A 19,048-nucleotide genomic window follows, 5' to 3' on the forward strand; every position below is an offset into this window, starting at 1 on the left:
TCTGAAGAACCGGAGTTCCCCATGACTGCCACCACCGACCGGCCGGCCGCCGGCGCCGCTGCGGCCGGCCCCGCGGGCGCCGCCGCGGCCACCCATCAGGTGGCGCTTGCCTTCGAGGACGGCGTCACACGATTCATCAGCTGTCGTCCCGACCAGACTGTCGCCGACGCCTCGTACCGCCAGCGCATCAACATCCCGCTCGACTGCCGGGACGGCGCCTGCGGCACCTGCAAGGCGTTCTGCGAATCGGGCGACTACGACGGCGGCACCTACATCGATGACGCCCTCACCGAGGGGGAGGCCCGCGACGGCTACGCGCTGCCGTGCTGCATGAAGCCCAAGAGTGATCTGGTGCTGCAGATCGCGGCGACATCGGACGTCGCCAAGACACAGGCCGCCACCTACACCGGCACCATCGCCGACCTGGAACACCTGTCGGCGACGACGGTGAAACTCTCGGTGGAGATCCCCAACCGCGGCGAGCTGGCCTTCCTGCCCGGGCAGTACGTGAACATCGCGGTGCCCGGCAGCGACGACCCGGAAACCGGGGAACCGTCGAGCCGCTCGTACTCCTTCGCCAACGGTCCGCACGAGGAACGGCTGGTCTTCCTGATCAAGCTGACCCCCGGCGGCCTCATGTCCACCTTCCTCACCGACCGCGCATCCGTCGGGCAGGAGATCAGCTTCACCGGACCCAACGGGTCGTTCTTCCTGCGCGAATCGCACCGCCCGGTACTGCTGCTGGCCGGCGGCACCGGTCTGGCGCCGGTGCTGTCCATGCTGCGCACCCTCCGCGCCGACGGCTCCACCCGCAAATCGCACCTGATCTACGGCGTCAGCAGCGACGAGGACCTGGTGGCGATCGACGAGATCGAGCATCTGGCGCGCGAGCTGCCCGGCTTCACCTGGGACCACTGCGTGTCCTCGCCGGACAGCACCGCGGTGCACAAGGGCTACGTGACCGGCTTGATGCAGCCGCAGCACCTGTACGACGGCGACGTCGCGGTCTACCTGTGCGGTCCGCCGCCGATGGTGGAGGCGGTGCGCACGCACGTCACCGGTGCGGGCGTCGAACCGGCCGGCTTCTACTACGAGAAGTTCGCGCTGGCCGGAACCCCGCGCCCCGAACCGGCCGCCGAGACCCCGGCCGACGCCGGGGCGGCGCCCGCCGCAGTGGATCCGGTGCTCGTCGACGACCTTCTCCTCGACCCCGATGCACGGTCGATCGGCGCACAGCCGGTCCTGCACGCGGCCGCTCTCGCACCGTGGACGGGCCCCTTTCCGGAGGTGCAGCAGACCACGCGCAGCTGTATCGCCGGACAGCAGATCTGGGCGCCGCGAGGCACCCCGTCGCCGGTGAGCGATCCCGACGACGGCCGGCTGATCGCCCACGCCGACCGCACTCTCGGCGGGCAGGAGATGTTCCCGTCCGCGCCGGTCGAGCCCCTGCACCGGGCACCCGCCGTCGAACCGGCCGCAGCCGAGGCCGCCGGGACTCCGGCCGACTCGAGCCGCGTGGTGGCCAGCGTGGTCGGCGCCGACGGCTACCAGATCGGGCAGGAGCACCCGGGAGTCCACGAGTCCGATGCGCTCTTCGAAGCGCGGGCGGCACTGGAACTCGGTGCACTGGAGCTCGTCTTCGGCCGCCTCAGCACCCAGCAGCTCGCCGGCTACCGGCTCCTGGCCGACGCCACCCTCCCGTACGTGGACCCGGAGAGCTCGACGTTCATCGACGCCGCCCAATACACCGAGACCAACGCGGCCTTCCACGACTATCTGTTCACGCTGACCGGCAACGAGCACCTGCTCCAGGCCTACTCGGCGCTCGGGGTCAAGGGGCGCATGAGCGAGGTGCTGGCCAATGCCACCTGGTGCCACCGGCTGTGCGCACGCGACCACGTCGACATCGTCGACGCCCTCGAATCCGGCGACAAGTCGTCGGCGATCGCGCTGATCACCGCGCATGCCGAACGCGCCAAGCAGACCATGCGGCGCGCGATGGAGGACGAACTGACCGCACGCCGGCCGCGGTTCGTCACCCCGGGACGATTCACCGGAAAGGTGGTGGTGGTCACCGGTGCGGCGCAGGGCATCGGGGAGACCGCGGCCCGGCGGATCGCCGCCGAGGGCGGCGCCGTGGTGCTGGCCGACCGCTCCGAACTGGTGCGGGACGTCGCCACGCAGCTGTCGGCGGACGGTGCCGCGACCGCGGTCACCGCCGACCTGGAGACCTACGAGGGCGCGCAAGCGGTGGTGCAGCGCGCCGTCGCCGAGTACGGGCGGATCGACGTCCTGATCAACAACGTCGGCGGCGCGATCAACTTCAAGCCGTTCGTGGAATTCACCGACGACGAGATCCGCGCCGAACTCGACCGCTCCCTGCTCACCACCCTCTTCATGTCCCGGGCGGTGCTGCCGGGAATGGTGGACCGGCAGTCCGGCGTGATCGTCAACGTCTCCTCGGCGGCCACCCGCGGTATCCACCGGATCCCGTACTCGGCGGCCAAGGGCGGAATCAACGCGATCACCGCGTCGCTCGCGGTCGAGTACGCCGGTGACGGCATCCGTGTCGTGGCCACCGCCCCCGGTGGGACGCAGGCGCCGCCGCGCAAGATCTCGCGCGGCACCCCCGAGCCCGGCAGCGACCGGGAACAGGCGTGGTTCCAGGCGCACATCGACCAGACTCTGGACTCGTCGCTGCTACACCGCTACGGCACGCTCGACGAGCAGGCCGCGGCGATCTGCTTCCTCGCGTCCGACGAGGCCTCCTACATCACCGGCAGCGTGTTGCCGGTGGCCGGCGGAGATCTGGGCTGAGGCGGCGCGCCGGGCTGCCCGTGCCCTCTAGGCTGAGGCCGTGACCGGCTCGGGCGTGCCCACTCCGCAGGCGGCGATCCTCGCCGACCTGGCGGCGCAGTCGGCCTCGGCGCCTGACGCCGGAGCGGTGGTGGTGACCGTGGTGGGCGAGTCCGGCAGCGGCAAGAGCCACCTGCTGCGGGCCGCGTACCAGCAGCACCGGGACGCCTACGGCGCCGACCGCGCCTTCTGGGCGCAAGCGCTGCGGTGGGAGTCGCCGCAGCCCGGGGCGGTGATAGCGCAACTGCTGCAACGGGAGTCGGCCACCGACGCCGAACTGCTCGCCGCCCTCGCCGGCCCCGCGCCGACCCTGGTGGTGATCGACGACGCACACGACGGCGACGCTGATTCGCAGCAGCGACTGATCAGCCTGCTGACCCATCGCCGCGGGCTTCCCGTGGTGCTGCTGCGGGCGGTGGTATCGGCCCGGGACACACTCGGCCTGGCGGTCGAACAGGTGGTGACCCCGGCCGGGCTCACCGCGGCCGAGGCCGGTCAGCTGGCGGTGCGGCGCGGGGTCGTCATGCACCCGCTCGCCGCCGAACGCCTGGTGGAGCACACCGCCGGCAATCCGCGGGCCGTTCTCCACTTGCTCGCCGAGACCCCGGCCGGTCGCTGGTCGCGACCGGACCCGCCGCTCAGTGCCCCGCAGTCGGTGATCGACGAGGTCGCCGGGCGAATCGCCGCATGCCCTCCCGCCGGAAGGTCGCTCACGCAGGCGATCGCGGTCCTGCGGGCCGTGGGGCCGGCCACCCCGGACGAACCCGGAGTGGCCGCCCGACTGGCCGGGGTGCAGGACCTGCTGGCCGCGGTGGACGAAGCCGTGGCCGCCGGGCTGATCCGGGTGGAGCCGGGGGTGCGTCCGGACCAGGTGATGCCCGCGCTGCCGAGCCCCATGCACCGGGCGGCGGTGCTCGCCGGGGTGGGACTGGCCGAGGCGGGTGCCGCTCACCGGCGTGCGGCCGAGCTGGTGGCCGATCCGCTGCGGCGACTGCAACATCTGGTGGCGGCGACGCCGATGGCCGACGCGTTCCTGGCCGACCGGCTCGATGCCCTCGCCGCCGCGCACGCGGCGCGCGGTGAGTGGAGCGAGGCGGCCGAGTTGTTCGCCCAGTCGAGCCGGCTGACCGTCGACGGCCTGGACCGGGACAGGCGGCTGACCCGGTCGGTGGACGCGCTGCTGGCCGCCGGGGATGCGGCGGCCGCGACCGCGCTGGTGCCGACGGTGGAATCGCTGAGGGAGACGCCGCTGCGCGATGCGACGCTGGCCTACCTGGCGGTGCTGCGAGGACGGGCGGTGGAGGCCGACATGCGTCTGGACCGGGCCTGGGAGATCGTCAACGTCCACCGCGAGGCGGAGACGGCCGGCATGATCGCGCAGCGCCGGGTGCTCGACTCGTTGGTGCGCTGTCAGGGCGATGAACTGGTGACGTGGGCCGACACCGCGATCTCGCTGGCGGGTGAGGGTGCGCCGGCCGCCACCGAGGCCGCCGTGATCAAGGGGCTCGGGCTCGCCTGGTCCGGGCAGACCCAGCCGGCGCGCACGCTCTACGCCGAGCTGACCGCCGGTATCCGGCACGGCGCGAACGCGCAGCGGGTCGCGATGGGCCGGGGCTGGCTGGAGCTGGCGCTCGACGACGTCGACTCGGCCCGCAGCAGCCTGGAGACGGCGGTGTCCATGGCGCAGCTGGGCGGATCCAGCCGGATCACGCAGTGGGCGCTCGCCTGGCTGGCCCGGGTCCAGTTCGCCACCGGCGAGTGGGACTCGGCGCTGGTGAGTGTGGCGCGGGGGCGGGAGCTGGCGGCCGACTCGGGGATCGCCCTGGTGGTACCGCTCATGGAATGGACCGCGGCACAGATCTATTCACTGCGCGGCGACTGGACGTCGGCCGATCGCGCGGTGGGGCGTGCCCAGGTGTCGGAGGGCAGCTATCCGATGATGCAGGTGCCGGCGATGCTGGCGCGCGCGGCGCGCGCGGAGGCCTCGGCGGACTACGGCAAGGTGACCGAGGTCCTCACCTCAATGGTCGCGCTCGCCGAGTCGGCGCCGGGACTGGCCGAACCGGGGTTCTGGCCGTGGGTGGATCCACTGGCCAACGCGCTGGTGCTGGAGGGCCGGCTGGAGGCGGCCGATCAACTGCTGACCGGATACGAGGGCGTCGCGCGTGCCCGCGGCCACCGATCGGTGCGCGCCCGTCTGGGGTATGCCCGCGGCCGCCTGCTCGGTGCGCAGGGCGACCTGCCGGCGGCTCGCCGGGCGTTCGACGAGGCGCTGGATCTGCTCGACGGCCTGCCCCTGCGTTACGACCGCGCCCGCGTGACCTTCGCCTACGGCCAGACGCTCCGGCGGGCCGGGAAGCGCCGCGCCGCCGATTCGATGATCACCCGGTCCCGGGAACTCCACGAGTCCCTGGGGGCGACCACCTACGTCGCGCGGTGCGACCGTGAATTGCGGGCCGGCGGTGTCGCCGGGGTGCGCGGGTCGAGTGTGGGGGTCGACCTCACCCCGCAAGAAGAGGCCGTCTCCACCCTTGTCGCGCAAGGGATGTCGAACCGGGAGGTGGCGGCCGAGCTCTACATCTCGGCCAAGACCGTGCAGTATCACCTGACGCGGATCTTCGCCAAGCTCGGCCTCCGGTCCCGCACCGAGCTGGCCGCCCTGCTCAACGCCCGGTCCGGGGAAGGCGACGCCGCGCCGGACTGACGAAGCGCCGGACTGGCGGGGTCAGCGGCGGACCGGGGCGGCGGTCTTGGCGGCCACCTCGTCGAGGGTGACGCCGGGCGCCAGTTCGACGACGATGAAATGGTGACCGGCACAGTCGAAGACGCCCAGATCGGAGATGACGCGGCTGACCACGGACAGGCCGGTCAGTGGCAGCGAGCAGTCGGCGACCAGTTTGGCCGCGCCCTTCTTGGTGACGTGCTCCATCAGGGTGATCACCCGGCCGGCGCCGTTCACCAGATCCATCGCGCCGCCGATGCCCTTGACCATCGCGCCCGGGACCATCCAGTTCGCGAGGTCGCCAGCCGGGGACACCTGCATGGCGCCGAGGACGGCGACGTCGACGTGGCCGCCGCGGATCATCGAGAAGCTGGTGGCCGAATCGAAGTACGAGGCGCCCGGCAGCACCGACACGGTCTGCTTGCCCGCGTTGATCAGGTCGGGGTCCACTTCGTCGTCGTACGGGTACGGGCCCACACCCAGGATCCCGTTCTCGGCGTGCAGGACCACCGTCGAGGAATCGGGCATGTAGTCCGGGATCAGGGTCGGCAGACCGATCCCGAGGTTGACGTAGTCGCCGTCGGACAGTTCCTGTGCGGCCCGGGCGGCCATCTCAGCGCGCGACCAGCTCATGAGTTCCTCTTTCGGGTGGTGCGCTGCTCGATCGACTTACGGGCAGCCTGCTCCGGGGTCAGTTCGACGATGCGCTTGACGAAGATGCCGGGCAGATGGATGTCGTCGGGGCCCAGTTCACCCACCTCGACCACTTTCTCGGCCTCGACGACGGTGGTCCGGCCGGCCATCGCGGCCGGCGGATTGAAATTGCGTGCGGCAGCGTGGAACCGGCAGTTGCCGGCCTTGTCGGCGACGGCGGCGCGCACCAGGGCGTAGTCGGTGACGATGGATTCCTCGAGCACCATGTCGGTGCCGCCGAAGTTGCGCACCTCCTTCGGTGGGGAGGCCTCGGCGACGGTGCCGTCCGGGTTGTAGCGCCACGGCAGGCCGCCTTCGGCCACCAGGGTGCCGACCCCGGTCGGGGTGAAGAAGGCGCCGATACCGCTTCCGCCCGAACGCATCCGCTCGGCGAGGGTGCCTTGCGGAGTCAGCTCGACGGTCACCTCGCCGGCCAGGAACTGGCGGCCGAACTCCTTGTTCTCGCCGATGTACGAGGCGATCACCTTGCGGATCCGGCCGGCCTCCAGCAGGAGGCCGAGTCCGGCGCCGTCGACGCCGCAATTGTTGGACACGATCTCCAGCTCGCCGGCGCCCTGCTCCAGCAGCGCCTCGATCAGAAACCAGGGGATCCCGGCCAGGCCGAAACCGCCGACCGCGAGACTCGCGCCGTCGGGGATGTCGGCGACCGCTTCGGCGGCCGAGCCGACGACTTTATCGATACTCATGAACTCTCCAGATGTTCCAGGAGCGCCGCGGTGACGGCCTCCGGCTGTTCGACGTTGGCGAGGTGACAGGCGCCGGGGACCACGAGCAACCTGCTGTCCGGGACCGCGTCGGCGATCTCGGCCAGGCGCTTCGGTGGGGTGGCGACGTCGTCGGCGCCGGCGATGACGAGGGTCGGTGCGCTGATCCGGGGCAGGTCGGCGTCCAGATTCAGCGTCGAGAGGGCGTCGCAGCAGCCCGCGTACCCCTCCGCGGGGGTGCCGGCCACCATCGTCTCGAAGGCGGCGGTGCGCTCGGGGTGTGCGGACCGGAAGCCGTCGGTGAACCAGCGGCTCACCACGCCCTCGGCGACGCCCGCGGTGGTTCCGGCGGCACGGATGGCGGCGGCGCGCTCGGTGTAGACGCCGGCGTCGAACGACGGGGCGGTGCACAGGACGGCCAGACTGGTCACCCGGTCGGGGTGGCGAGCGGCGACGCGCATCATGGTGGTGCCGCCGAGGGACAGGCCGACGAGCGCGGCCCGGTCGACTCCGAAGCGGTCGATCAGCGCCACGACGTCGCCGGCCAGATCGTCGATCGTGTACGGGCCGGAGGGCACCGGCGAAGAGCCGTGCCCGCGGGTGTCGAAACCGATCACGCGGAACCGTTCGGCGAGTGCGGCGACCTGCGGATCCCACATCGACAGGTCGGCGCCCAGCGAGTTCGCCAGCACCACGACGGGAGCGTCCTGCGGGCCGGCGGCGACGGCGTGGACCTGCACCGCGGGGCTCATCGGAGGGCCTCGAAGATCGCGGCGAGACCCTGACCGCCACCGATGCACATGGTCTCCAGGACGTAGCGGGCATCGCGGCGGCGAGCCTCGTAGGCGGCGGTCGCGAGGATCCGCGCGCCGGTGGCGCCGACCGGATGGCCGAGGGAGATGCCCGAGCCGAGCGGATTCAGCCGCTCGTCGTCGGCGCCGATGCCCCACTCGGCGAGGACCGCCAGCACCTGTGCGGCGAAGGCCTCGTTCAGTTCGATCAGGTCGATGTCGCCCAGCGTCAGACCGGCGCGCTCCAGGGCGGCGCGGGTCGCCGGCACCGGGCCCAAGCCCATGGTCTCCGGTTCGCAGCCGGCCACCGCCCACGACCGCAGCGCCAGCAGCGGCGCCAGGCCGAGTTCGGCGGCGCGCGCGGCGGTGGTCACCACCATCATCGCGGCTCCGTCGTTCTGTCCGGACGCGTTCCCGGCGGTGACGGTGGACTCGGGATCGATCCGACCGCGCACCGCGCGCAGTGCGCCCAGCGACTCCGGGGTCACGTCGGAGCGCGGGTGCTCGTCGCGGTCGACGATCACGTCGGGCTTGCCGCGCCGTCCCGGGATGGTCACCGGGACCAGTTCGTCGGCGAACCGACCCGCCTCGTGCGCGGCGACCGCCCGCCGGTGGGAGGCGGCGGCGAGGGCGTCCTGGGCTTCGCGGGTGAGGCCGTAGCGGGCGCGCAGGTTCTCGGCGGTCTCGATCATGCCGCCGCCGACCGGATGCGAGGTGCCCCCGGCGGTCGCCCGGGCCCGGTCCAGCCGGTCCGACAGTTCCACGCCGCCCTGCTTGACGCCCGTGCGCAGGCCCAGCGCATAGTGCTCGACGTTCGACATGGACTCCACGCCGCCGGCGATCACCAGGCGCGCGCCGCCGGTCGCGACCGCCGCGGCGCCGGTGAGTACGGCCTGCAGGCCCGAGCCGCAGCGGCGGTCGACCTGCATGCCCGGGACGCCGATCCCGAGGCCGGCGTCCAGCGCGGCGTAGCGGCCGATGGCGGGTGCCTCGCCGTTGGGGGAGCCCTGGCCGAGGATCACGTCGTCCACGTCACCCTCGGTGAGGCCGGTGCGCGCCACCAGTTCCCGCAGGGTGGTCGTGGCCAGCCGGCCGGCGTCGAGGGCGGCCAGGGCGCCGCCCATGCGGCCGACCGGAGTGCGCAGCGGGGCGCAGATCACGACGTCCGACGGGTTAGGGGTGTTCTGGCTGGTCATGTCTTCACGATAGGCAGCAGGAGATATATTGAGAAGTACATAAATGACGCTGATTGAGACTTTGGAGGTTTCAATGGAGCTGCGCCATCTGCGGTACTTCCGGGCGGTCGCCGAGGAACTGCACTTCGGGCGTGCCGCGGAGCGCCTGCACATCGCGCAGCCGCCGCTGTCTCAGCAGATCCGCCGGCTCGAGGCCGAGCTCGGGGTCGAACTGCTGGTGCGCTCCACGCGCCGCGTCGAGCTCACGCCCGCGGGCGAGGACTATCTGCGCCGGGTGGTGGAGATCCTCGACGACGTGGATGCGGCCGGCCGCCACGCCCGGCGGATCGCCGAGGGCGGTGGCGGGCACCTGACCATCGGCTGCGTCGGCTCGGCCACCTACTCCCTGCTGCCACGGCTGGTGCGGGACCTGCGGGAGGAACTGCCGCACGTCGAGGTGGATCTGCGCGGCGAGATGCTGGTGCCGGCGCTGGTCGAGGGGCTGCACTCGGGGGAGCTGGACTTCGCGGTGCTGCGCCCACCCGCCGACCCCGGGGAGCTCACCGTGACGGTGTTGCGCTCGGAGTCGCTGATCGTCGCCCTCCCCGACGGGCACCGGCTGGCCGGCCACGAGGCGATCGCCCTGTCCGAGCTGGCCGGCGACGACTTCGTGATGCACGCGGGCGGCGGTCAGTCGGTGATGAATCATCTCGCCGTCTCCCTGTGTGTGGCAGCCGGTTTCACGCCGCGCACCCGGCACGAGGTGGCGGAGACCTCGACCCTGGTCACCTTCGTGGCCGCGGGGCTGGGGGTGGCGCTGGTGCCCGAACCGACCGCCGCCCTCGACATCGCCGGGGTGCGCTACGTGCCGCTGCGGGAGCAGGGCGCCGCGCTGGACCTGGCCGCCGCTTATCTCAGCGCCTCCCGGTCTCCGCTCATCGACCGGGTGCAGGGGCTGCTGCGGGCTGCGGTGGCCGAATAGCCTTCCGGCACAGCACGAAACGGCCGGCCCTCCCGAGTGGGAGGACCGGCCGTTCACGACCCCTCAGCGGTGGCTTGAAGGTGCCACCGGAACCTGGTTCGGGACCGGCACCGGAATCGGGCCGGTGGGCGGATCGTGGTCGGGCGAGTCTGCCGAGCTGAGGCTCTGTGCGTAGGCGACGCCCAGGCCGAGCAGCACCAGTCCGACCACGATGAAGGCGATGACGCGGAAGACCCCTGCCAGCGCGGACAGGTCGAACAGGAACAGCTTGGCCACCGCGACCCCGAGCACCACCAGGCCGGCGGCCAGCGTCACGGCGCGGGCCGAGCCCTGCAGCTGCCGGGCCCACATCAGCGCCGCGGCGCCGGCGGCGACGAAGCCGATGGTGGCGCACATGTGTCCGGCCCGGAAACCGGTCACCCCGCCGTCGGTGGCCAGCGCACCGGCGGCCACGCAGAGCACGTTGAACAGCGCCAGTCCGAGCACACCGGCGGCCACGACCAGCCCGTGGGCCGCGAGGTCCTGTTCGGACCGCAGCCACGCCCAGGTGAGGGCGGCGACGGCACCGAGCGCCAGAAGCGACCCGGTCAACAGCACGAGGCGGCCGGACTGATCGAGGGTGTTCGAGTGGAGCAGGGCGAGCACGGCGGGACCGGCCAGTGCCAGCAGCCCCAGTCCCAGGCTGACGGTCCCGAGGATCACCAGGGCCTGGGCCAGCTCGCGACCGTAGTACGCGGCCAGACCCAGCAGCAGGGCCGCGCCCAGCAGCGCCAGCGTGAAGCCGTCGGCCCGGCCGGCGACACCGATCGCCGCGACCCCGGCGACCACAGTCCCGGTGAGCCACACGGTCTGCACCCCGACACCGGCGCCGGGCACCACGGCACCGGCCAGCGCCATCAGGCCCAGGATCACCGCGGCGGAGCCGAGCATGATCGCCGTCGTCGTCGCACCGAGGACCGAGGCGCCCCCCAGCAGCGGGATCAGCGACACCATCGCGAACAGCGCGATGACGATCGGCGCCGAACTGGTGCGCAGCAACAGCAGCGCCGAACCGGCGGACAGCGCGAAGGTCACCGACAGCACGGCCGCGAACTGCGACGCCGGGATCGTGGCCGCGCTGGCCGCGAGAAGGGCGAGCGGCAGCACGGTGGCGATCGTGTTGACGATGTACAGGGCCAGCCAATCCCGGCCGACCTGGACCGCCAGCGTCGCCGCGGCGTACACCAGCAGGAAGATCACGAGGGTGAGGCTGATTCCGTGAGACAGGAACGGGGAGAAGACGATCAGGCCGAGCCCCACGGTGACGCCCAGCGCCTGGTTCTCCCAGCGGGCGGCGATCAGGAAACCGGCCGCGGTGATCACGCCGGTGAGCACCAGCGCGGCGATCACCGAGAGCCAGTGATAGAAGTTGGCGGCCGCCAGGACCGAGAACAACCCGGCGGCGATACCGGTGGCGACGATGGCCGAGGCCCCCACCCGTTTGCCCGGATCGCGGCCCAGCCAGACGCCGACACCGGCCAGCGCGACCGCCAGGACCACGCCGCCCGCCACGCGGAACTCCGGCCGCAGCAACCCGGCCTGCGCGGCCAGCACCAGCAGCAGCACCACACCGATCAGGGTGATCGCGACGCCGGCGAAGGCGAGGATCTTGCCGATCAGCCCGCCCTCGCTCGCGGCGGCGAGGCGCTCGCGCGTCGACGGAGCCGGAGCGGGCCGCGACGGCACCGGAAATCGGGGCCCGGAGAACTGGGCGCCGGGAACCTGCGGAGCACCCGGGAACTGGGGCGCACCCGGGAACTGGGGAGGACCGGAGAACTGGGGAGAGGCAGGGGCCTGGGGCGCATGCGCGTACTGGGGGCCGGGGGCCGTCGTCGCGTACTGCAACTGCGGCTGGGGCTGGGGCTGGGACTGCGGGGCCGAGCGGGTGTCGGGTGCCGGGGGAGTCACCGGACGATTCTTCGGGGGGACCGGCCGCGGCGGCGATGCCTGCTCGGTCGGGAGATCCAGCTGAACCGGGGTCTCGACGGGCTTCGCGCGGTCCGGGGCCGGCGCGGCGGCCGGATTCTCGGCGCGATCGACCACCAGTGCCGAAGCGAGTTCGGCGACGTCGTCGGACACTTCGTTCAGGCGCGCACTCAGGTCGGCGAGGTCGTCGCTGATCCGTGCGACGGTGATGACCGGGTCCGGTGTTCCATTCATGCCTCGAGTCTCGGCCGAAAGGCCGCCGAACAGATGCGCAGAACTACCTAGACGGGCTAGGGGAAAGCGCCCCTATCTGCGCAGACTCGGTCAGGAGAGGCCGTGCTCCATCGCATACCGGGCCAGCTCCACCCGATTGCCCAGCTGCAGTTTGCGCAGCGTCGCACCGACGTGGTTCTCCACGGTGCGGGAACTCAGGTGCAGCCGCTCGGCGATCTGCCGCGAACTCAGACCCTTGGCGACGTGACGGAGCACCTCGGTCTCACGTTCGGTGAGCGCCGGGGCATCGTCGGCCGGTTCCTTGGCCAGCCGCCGGTACTCGCCCAGCACCAGTCCGGCCAGGCCCGGGGTGAAGACGGTCTGGCCGGCCGCCGTCGACTGCACGGCGGCGACCAGTTCGGCGCGCTGGGCGCTCTTCACCAGGTATCCGGTGGCGCCGGCCTTCACCGCGTCCAGCACGTCGTCCCGTTCTTCGGACGCCGACAGCACCAGGATCCGGGCTTTCGGGGCGACGGCCAGCACGCCCGCGGTGGCCTGGGCTCCGTTCCCGTCCGGCAACTGCATGTCCATCAGCACTACGTCGGGCTGGACGGCGCGCGCCACCTCGGTGGCGCGCTGCACCCCGTCGGCGGTGGCCACCACGTCGAAGCCTTCGTCGGTCAGATCGCGCGCGACACCGTCGCGCCACATCGGATGGTCGTCCACCACCATCACGCGGATCGCCGGGGTCTCGGTCATGGTGCCTGCCCTTTCACGTCGATTCGCCGTCGTCGGCCGGGATCGTCAGTTCCCATTCTGTGCCCGCACCGGGGGCCGACACCAGCGATACCGTGCCGCCGAGCGTTTCCACCCGGTCGATGATCGACCGGCTGATGCCCATGCGGCCCTCGGCCTTCGCCTGCGCCAGTCGCCCCGGGGCGATACCGCAGCCGTCGTCGCGCAGGCTCAGCATCACCTCGTCGTCGAGGTCCTCGAGCAGGACGAAACTCTGCGCCCCTGCCCCGGCGTGCCGTTCGGTGTTGTCGAGGATGTTGGCGACGGCGGCCATCAGTTCCTCGGCGACGGCGGTGTCGAGCAGCACCGGTTCGGCCGGGGTGCTCACCGATACCGACTCCGAGGCCAGCGACCGCAGGATCGGCCCGAGGTCGACTCGACCGGTCGGCGGCGCCGGCGCATCGGCGGGTGCCTCGGCGATCAACCGGCGCAGCCGGCGTTCCTGGGTGGCGGCCAGTTCGGCCAGTTCGGTGGTGGGACCGCCGATCTCGCGGCCGCGCCGGGCGATCAGGGTCAGTGCCTGCAGCACGCCGTCGTGCACGTGGCGTGCGAGCCGTTCGCGTTCGGCAGCCTGTGCGGCCACCCGGACGGCGGCGGTCAGCTTGGCGTGGGTCAGCCGGGCGCGCGAGGCGGCCAGCCCCACCGCCATGCCCGAGACCACCAGCAGCAGGAAGGTGGCGTTGCGGCCGAAGTTGAAGAACACTTCGCCCTTGACCAGGAAGTTGGTGAAACCGAGCACCACTCCCGCCGCGGCACCGGTCCAGGCGCCGCCCATCACTGCCGCCGAGAGCAGGGCGCTGGAGCACCACAGCGTGGTCGGCCACGTTTGGTTGTTGGCGATCCAGTCCGCGTCGGCGACGTAGAAGGTCGACAGCATGGCCGCCATGAACATCGCCAATTCCACACCGACGCACCACCATCGGCGGCCGGGACCGAGTAGATAGCCGGCCGCCAGAGCGATGTTCGCGGCGGTGACCACGCTGAACAGCGCCCAGGTGACACCGGGGCGCGCCAGGTCGGAGCTGATGGCGATGTTGAAGCCGAGTGCGTACAGGAAGCCGATCAGCCGGAAGATCTGCGCGCCCCGCCACAGCGGTCCGACCGGGTCGCCGTCGTGGCGGCTGCTGCTTGTCATGGGGCCGAGTACCTGTGCCGGACCGGTCAGCGCGCGGCGATCACGGTGTTGTGGCAGGCGCCGATCCCGTCGATGGCCGCGACGATCTTCTGCCCGGGATTCAGGTGGGCGTCCTCGCCGTGGTCGTGCGCGGGGGAGGACGGGCTGCCGGTGGCGATCACGTCGCCGGGCTCCAATGCCATGAAGCGGGAGACGCGCCGCACCACGTGCACCGGATCGAAGTGCAGGTCCGCGGTGTCGCCGGACTGCACGACGGTGCCGTCGATGGTGGTCGAGAGCGTGGTGCGCGGGGCGACGCCGCCGGGCAGCTCGTCCGGGGTCACCAGGTACGGGCCCATCGGCGTGGACCGGTCCCAGATGTTGCCCAGGCCCCACTCCTCGGCCTGGAACTCCAGGCTGCGGTCGGTGACGTCGTTCATCACGGTGAAGCCGGCGATCGCGGCGGCGGCCTCGTCGTCGTCGGCATGCCGGACGGACTTGCCGATGATGATGGTCAGCTCCACGGCGCAGTCGAGGGCGTGCGCGTCGGCCGGCTTGACGATCGGATCGTTCGGGCCGATCAGGGCGCTGGAGAACTTGGTCGACAGCCGCGGATGCTGCGGCAGGTTCAGGCCGAGGCGCTTGATGTGATCGCCGTAGTTGTGCGCGACGCAGACCACCTTGTCCGGGTCCAGGACCGGCGGGGCGAAGTCGGCGGTGTCGATTGCGTAGGTGGTGCCGGTCGTCGCGGCGGCCGCGGTGGCGAGTCCGTCGGGATCGGCCAGCAGCGCGCCCAGGTCCGGGTATTCGAGTGCGAGAAGCGCCTGCGTGCCGTCGTTGTCGATGCGCTTGACCGCGGTCGTGGTGGATCCGAGGCGGATCGTGGCCAGGTACATGGGTTCTCCCTCGTCAGCTCCCCGCGCGGCGATCCGCGCTCGATGCAGTGGCTCCATCCAACCATCGAGACCGGGTATGTCCGCCGGGCAGGTGAATGTGACCGGAATCACCGTAAAACTCAGTCTCTCTGACTCAACTCTGGGAACATATGCGCGGGGAGGGGAGTTGAACCCATCGAGAAACCTGAGTGAACGACACTCAAGATCGTTTGACCGAATGACGGTTAGTGCGGAAACTTGAGTCAGAGGCACTGAGGTCTCTGGAAGTAGACGAAAGACCGAAGGCCGCAAGAGGCCGATAAGACAAGCGGTTCACCGAACATCGGGCCGCAACGAGGAGGAACACACATGTCACGTGCTGTCGGAATCGACCTCGGCACCACCAACTCCGCTCTCGCGGTGCTGGAAGGTGGCGAGCCCGTCGTCATCACGAACGCCGAAGGTGCGCGGACCACGCCGTCCGTCGTCGCCTTCGCGCGCAACGGCGAAGTCCTGGTCGGCCAGCCCGCCAAGAACCAGGCCGTCACCAACGTCGATCGCACCATCCGCTCGGTCAAGCGCCACATCGGTGAGTCCGACTGGAACGCGGAGATCGACGACAAGAAGTACACCGCGCAGGAGATCAGCGCGCGCACGCTCATGAAGCTCAAGCGCGACGCCGAGGCCTACCTGGGCGAAGACGTCACTGAGGCCGTGATCACGGTGCCGGCCTACTTCAACGACTCGCAGCGTCAGGCCACCAAGGAAGCCGGCCAGATCGCGGGCCTGGAAGTGCTGCGCATCGTCAACGAGCCGACCGCTGCCGCCCTGGCCTACGGTCTGGACAAGGGCGGCAAGGAACAGACCATCCTGGTATTCGACCTCGGTGGCGGCACCTTCGACGTCTCGCTGCTCGAGATCGGCGACGGCGTCGTCGAGGTCCGCGCCACCTCCGGTGACAACGAACTGGGTGGCGACGACTGGGACGAGCGCATCGTCGAGTGGCTCGTCGACAAGTTCAAGGCCAGCACGGGCATCGACCTGACCAAGGACAAGATGGCCATGCAGCGTCTGCGGGAGGCCGCTGAGAAGGCCAAGATCGAACTGTCGGCCGGCTCGAGCACCACCATCAACCTGCCGTACATCACCGTCGACTCGGACAAGAACCCGCTGTTCCTGGACGAGACCCTGAGCCGCAGCGAGTTCCAGAAGATCACCCAGGATCTGCTGGACCGGTGCCGCAAGCCGTTCGAGGCCGTCGTCAAGGACGCCGGCATCAAGGTCGGCGACATCGACCAGGTGGTTCTGGTCGGCGGTTCCACCCGCATGCCCGCGGTCAGCGACCTGGTCAAGGAGCTGACCGGTGGCCAGGAGCCCAACAAGGGCGTGAACCCGGACGAGGTCGTCGCCGTCGGCGCCGCCCTGCAGGCCGGTGTCCTCAAGGGTGACGTCAAGGACGTGCTGCTGCTGGACGTGACCCCGCTGAGCCTCGGTATCGAGACCAAGGGCGGCGTCATGCACAAGCTGATCGAGCGCAACACCACCATCCCGACCAAGCGGTCGGAGACCTACACCACGGCCGAAGACAACCAGCCGTCGGTGCAGATCCAGGTGTACCAGGGCGAGCGCGACATCGCGGCGCACAACAAGCTGCTCGGCAGCTTCGAGCTCGGCGGTATCGCTCCTGCTCCGCAGGGTGTCCCGCAGATCGAGGTGACCTTCGACATCGACGCCAACGGCATCGTGCACGTCACCGCGAAGGACAAGGGCACCGGCAAGGAGAACAGCATCCGGATCCAGGACGGCTCGGGCCTCTCGAAGGACGAGATCGACCGCATGGTGAAGGACGCCGAACTCCACGCCGAGGAGGATCGTCAGCGTCGCGAGGAGGCCGAGACCCGCAACCAGGCGGAGTCGCTGGTCAACCAGACCGAGAAGGTGCTCAAGGACAACGAGGACAAGATCCCCGCCGACGTCGCCGCCGACGTCAAGGGTGCGGTGGACGAGGCCAACGAGGCGCTCAAGGGCACCGACACGGCCGCGATCCGCAGCGCGATCGAGAAGCTGTCCGAGCGTTCGCAGGCCATGGGCCAGGCGATCTACGCCAACGCTCAGTCCGAGTCCGCCGGTGCGGAGGCCGCAGGTGAGGCCACGGGCGGCAGCGACGACGATGACGTCGTCGACGCCGAGGTCGTGGACGACCCCGCGGACGACAAGTGACTCAGCCGGGCGCCGAGAACGAGGGCGCTGGCCAGGAAGCCACTGAGCCGACCGCCGACGCCGCCGCGGCGGGGACCGAGCAGGTCCCCGTCGACGGGGCGGGGCAGGCCGAGAAGTCGCAGATCGCCGAACTCACCGAGGCGCTGCAGCGCGAGCGCGCACAGTTCGTGAACTTCCGCCGGCGCAGCGCCGAGGAGTTCACGCAGGCCGCGGCCAACGGCAAGCAGCGGCTCGTCGAGAAGCTGCTGCCCCTGCTCGACGACTTCGACCGTGCCCGCGAGCACGGCGATCTCGCCGAAGGCCCGCTGAAGGCGTTCGCCGACAAGCTCGGCGACATCCTCACGGGTGAGCAGCTGGTGAAGTTCGGTGCCTCCGGTGACGTGTTCGATCCGGAGCTGCACGAGGCGATCCAGAACGACGGAAGCGGTGTGGAACCGGTGATCGGAGACGTTTTCCGGCCCGGGTACCGCTTGGGAGACAAGGTGATCCGTCACGCGATGGTCACCGTCACCGATCCCGCACCCTCGGCCGGCGACGCCGAGAACGCGGGGAACCCGCAGTGAGCCGGGCGGGACCGGGAGCGCCGTGCGCCCCGGTCCCGCTCCCCGCTCGCGCGACACAGACTTCCGCCCGAAATGGGCGATGACAAGACGTTCGACCAGTAAGACTTGAGAATCAGCAAGATTCGAGAAAAAGGAGGTGACGCCGGTATGGCAGTGCAACGCGAATGGCTCGACCGCGACTTCTACGCCGACCTGGGCGTCGCTTCAGACGCATCGGCCGCCGATATCAAGAAGGCCTACCGGAAGCTTGCGGCGCAGCTGCACCCGGACCGCAACCCCGGTGACACCGCGGCTGAGGATCGCTTCAAGAAGGTCTCCGAAGCCAACAGCGTGCTGTCCGATGCCGAGAAGCGCAAAGAATACGACGAGGCCCGGGCCCTGATGGCCAGCGGCCGGTTCCGTGCCGACGGCGGCGCAGGCGCCGGCGGTTTCGGAGGCGGTTTCGGCGGTGGTGGCGGTGGCTACACCACCACCGGCGGCATGGGCGGCTTCGACCTCGGCGACCTGTTCGGCGGGGGCGGCGGCGGGGGCGGTTTCGACCTCGGTGACCTGTTCGGCGGAGGAGGCCGCTCGCGCGGCGGGTACACCCAGACCCAGCCCCAGCGCCCACGGCGCGGCAACGACCTCGAGACCGACACCACGCTCGCCTTCCGCGATGCGGTCAAAGGCAACACGGTCAGCCTGCGGGTCACCAGCCCGTCGCCGTGTACCTCGTGCCACGGCAGCGGGGCCAAAGCCGGCACCAGCCCCAAGACGTGCACGTCGTGCAACGGCTCGGGGTTCATCCATCGCGATCAGGGACACTTCGGCTTCGCCGAGCCCGACCCGGAATGCCAGGGCACCGGCACCAAGATCGACGAACCGTGCCCCGACTGCTCGGGCACCGGTGTGCAGGTGCGGCCGCGAACCATCAACGTCAAGATCCCGGTGGGCGTCGAGGACGGTCAGCGCATCCGCCTGACCGGCCAGGGCGAAGCCGGGCGACGCGGAGCACCGTCGGGAGACCTTTACGTGACCGTCCACGTGACACCGGACAAACTGTTCACCCGCAGCGGGCACGACCTGAAACTGCAACTGCCGGTGAGCATCTCGGAGCTGGTCCTCGGGGCCACGGTCTCCGTGCCCACACTGGACGGATCGGTGGGAGTCAAGATCCCGCCGAACACCGCAGACGGACGCACCCTGCGGCTCAAGGGCCGCGGTGTACCCAAGCGTGCGGGGGGAGTCGGCGATCTACTGGTGACCGTCAAGGTCGCAGTGCCGCCGAAACTGGACGACGACGCCACCGAGGCCATGAAGGCGTACGCGGAGGCGGAGAAGGCCAGTGGCTTCGATCCTCGGGCGGGCTGGGGAAGGTGA

14 protein-coding genes are annotated in these 19,048 nt (G+C 70.8%); 6 read left to right on the forward strand and 8 right to left on the reverse strand.

The annotated features are described in order from the left end of the window. Nucleotides 1-21: 21 nt before the first annotated feature. Together benC and ABD732_RS05460 are read left to right on the forward strand one after the other, a co-directional pair. Entirely contained in the window at nt 22-2,817 is a 2,796-nt protein-coding gene (benC, locus tag ABD732_RS05455; protein ID WP_344781416.1) for a benzoate 1,2-dioxygenase electron transfer component BenC, read from the forward strand. A 40-nt stretch (nt 2,818-2,857) separates the two neighbouring features. Beyond that, complete coding sequence (locus ABD732_RS05460; RefSeq protein WP_344781418.1) at nt 2,858-5,560, forward strand: helix-turn-helix transcriptional regulator; 2,703 nt, start codon at nt 2,858-2,860, stop codon at nt 5,558-5,560. 21 nt (nt 5,561-5,581) lie between these two features. On the opposite strand, the gene ABD732_RS05465 is transcribed toward ABD732_RS05460, so the two are convergent. The 4 genes from ABD732_RS05465 to ABD732_RS05480 are packed head-to-tail and all read right to left on the reverse strand — an operon-like array spanning nt 5,582 to nt 8,983. After that, a complete protein-coding gene (locus ABD732_RS05465; protein ID WP_344781420.1) occupies nt 5,582-6,211 on the reverse strand; it encodes a 3-oxoacid CoA-transferase subunit B in 630 nt (209 codons plus the stop codon). Next, nucleotides 6,208-6,978, reverse strand: a complete 771-nt coding sequence (locus ABD732_RS05470) for a CoA transferase subunit A (protein ID WP_344781422.1) — start codon at nt 6,976-6,978, stop codon at nt 6,208-6,210. Before ABD732_RS05470 ends, ABD732_RS05465 begins: the two co-directional genes overlap by 4 nt. Then, nucleotides 6,975-7,748, reverse strand: coding sequence for a 3-oxoadipate enol-lactonase (pcaD, locus tag ABD732_RS05475; protein WP_344781423.1), 774 nt, complete (start codon nt 7,746-7,748; stop codon nt 6,975-6,977). The genes ABD732_RS05470 and pcaD overlap by 4 nt, the downstream gene beginning before the upstream one ends. Beyond that, on the reverse strand, nt 7,745-8,983 hold the full coding sequence (locus ABD732_RS05480; RefSeq protein ID WP_344781425.1) for an acetyl-CoA C-acetyltransferase: 1,239 nt from the start codon (nt 8,981-8,983) through the stop codon (nt 7,745-7,747). Before ABD732_RS05480 ends, pcaD begins: the two co-directional genes overlap by 4 nt. A 73-nt stretch (nt 8,984-9,056) precedes the next feature. Between ABD732_RS05480 and ABD732_RS05485 the strand changes: the two genes are divergently transcribed. Continuing rightward, nucleotides 9,057-9,944: a LysR substrate-binding domain-containing protein gene (locus tag ABD732_RS05485; RefSeq protein ID WP_344782006.1), complete on the forward strand. Its 888-nt coding sequence runs from the start codon at nt 9,057-9,059 to the stop codon at nt 9,942-9,944. 63 nt (nt 9,945-10,007) lie between these two features. On the opposite strand, the gene ABD732_RS05490 is transcribed toward ABD732_RS05485, so the two are convergent. The 4 genes from ABD732_RS05490 to ABD732_RS05505 form a co-directional block, all read right to left on the reverse strand. Then, nucleotides 10,008-12,143 (reverse strand): DUF2339 domain-containing protein, encoded by a 2,136-nt coding sequence (locus tag ABD732_RS05490; RefSeq protein ID WP_344781427.1) that lies wholly within the window; start codon nt 12,141-12,143, stop codon nt 10,008-10,010. A 90-nt stretch (nt 12,144-12,233) separates the two neighbouring features. After that, nucleotides 12,234-12,881 (reverse strand): response regulator, encoded by a 648-nt coding sequence (locus ABD732_RS05495; protein ID WP_344781429.1) that lies wholly within the window; start codon nt 12,879-12,881, stop codon nt 12,234-12,236. A gap of 13 nt (nt 12,882-12,894) precedes the next feature. Then, entirely contained in the window at nt 12,895-14,052 is a 1,158-nt protein-coding gene (gene macS / locus ABD732_RS05500) for a MacS family sensor histidine kinase (protein ID WP_344781431.1), read from the reverse strand. Between the two features lie 26 nt (nt 14,053-14,078). Further along, nucleotides 14,079-14,927: a fumarylacetoacetate hydrolase family protein gene (locus ABD732_RS05505; RefSeq protein ID WP_344781433.1), complete on the reverse strand. Its 849-nt coding sequence runs from the start codon at nt 14,925-14,927 to the stop codon at nt 14,079-14,081. 348 nt (nt 14,928-15,275) lie between these two features. Here ABD732_RS05505 and dnaK point away from each other — a divergent pair, with 348 nt between their 5' ends. The 3 genes from dnaK to dnaJ all read left to right on the forward strand — a co-directional run bounded on the left by dnaK (nt 15,276) and on the right by dnaJ (nt 19,048). Further along, complete coding sequence (dnaK, locus tag ABD732_RS05510) at nt 15,276-17,126, forward strand: molecular chaperone DnaK (RefSeq protein WP_344781435.1); 1,851 nt, start codon at nt 15,276-15,278, stop codon at nt 17,124-17,126. Then, entirely contained in the window at nt 17,123-17,689 is a 567-nt protein-coding gene (gene grpE / locus ABD732_RS05515; RefSeq protein WP_344781437.1) for a nucleotide exchange factor GrpE, read from the forward strand. Before dnaK ends, grpE begins: the two co-directional genes overlap by 4 nt. A gap of 147 nt (nt 17,690-17,836) precedes the next feature. Beyond that, a complete protein-coding gene (dnaJ, locus tag ABD732_RS05520) occupies nt 17,837-19,048 on the forward strand; it encodes a molecular chaperone DnaJ (protein ID WP_344781439.1) in 1,212 nt (403 codons plus the stop codon).

It is taken from the genome of Gordonia caeni (genome assembly GCF_039537105.1).
Taxonomy (GTDB): Bacteria; Actinomycetota; Actinomycetes; order Mycobacteriales; family Mycobacteriaceae; genus Gordonia; species Gordonia caeni.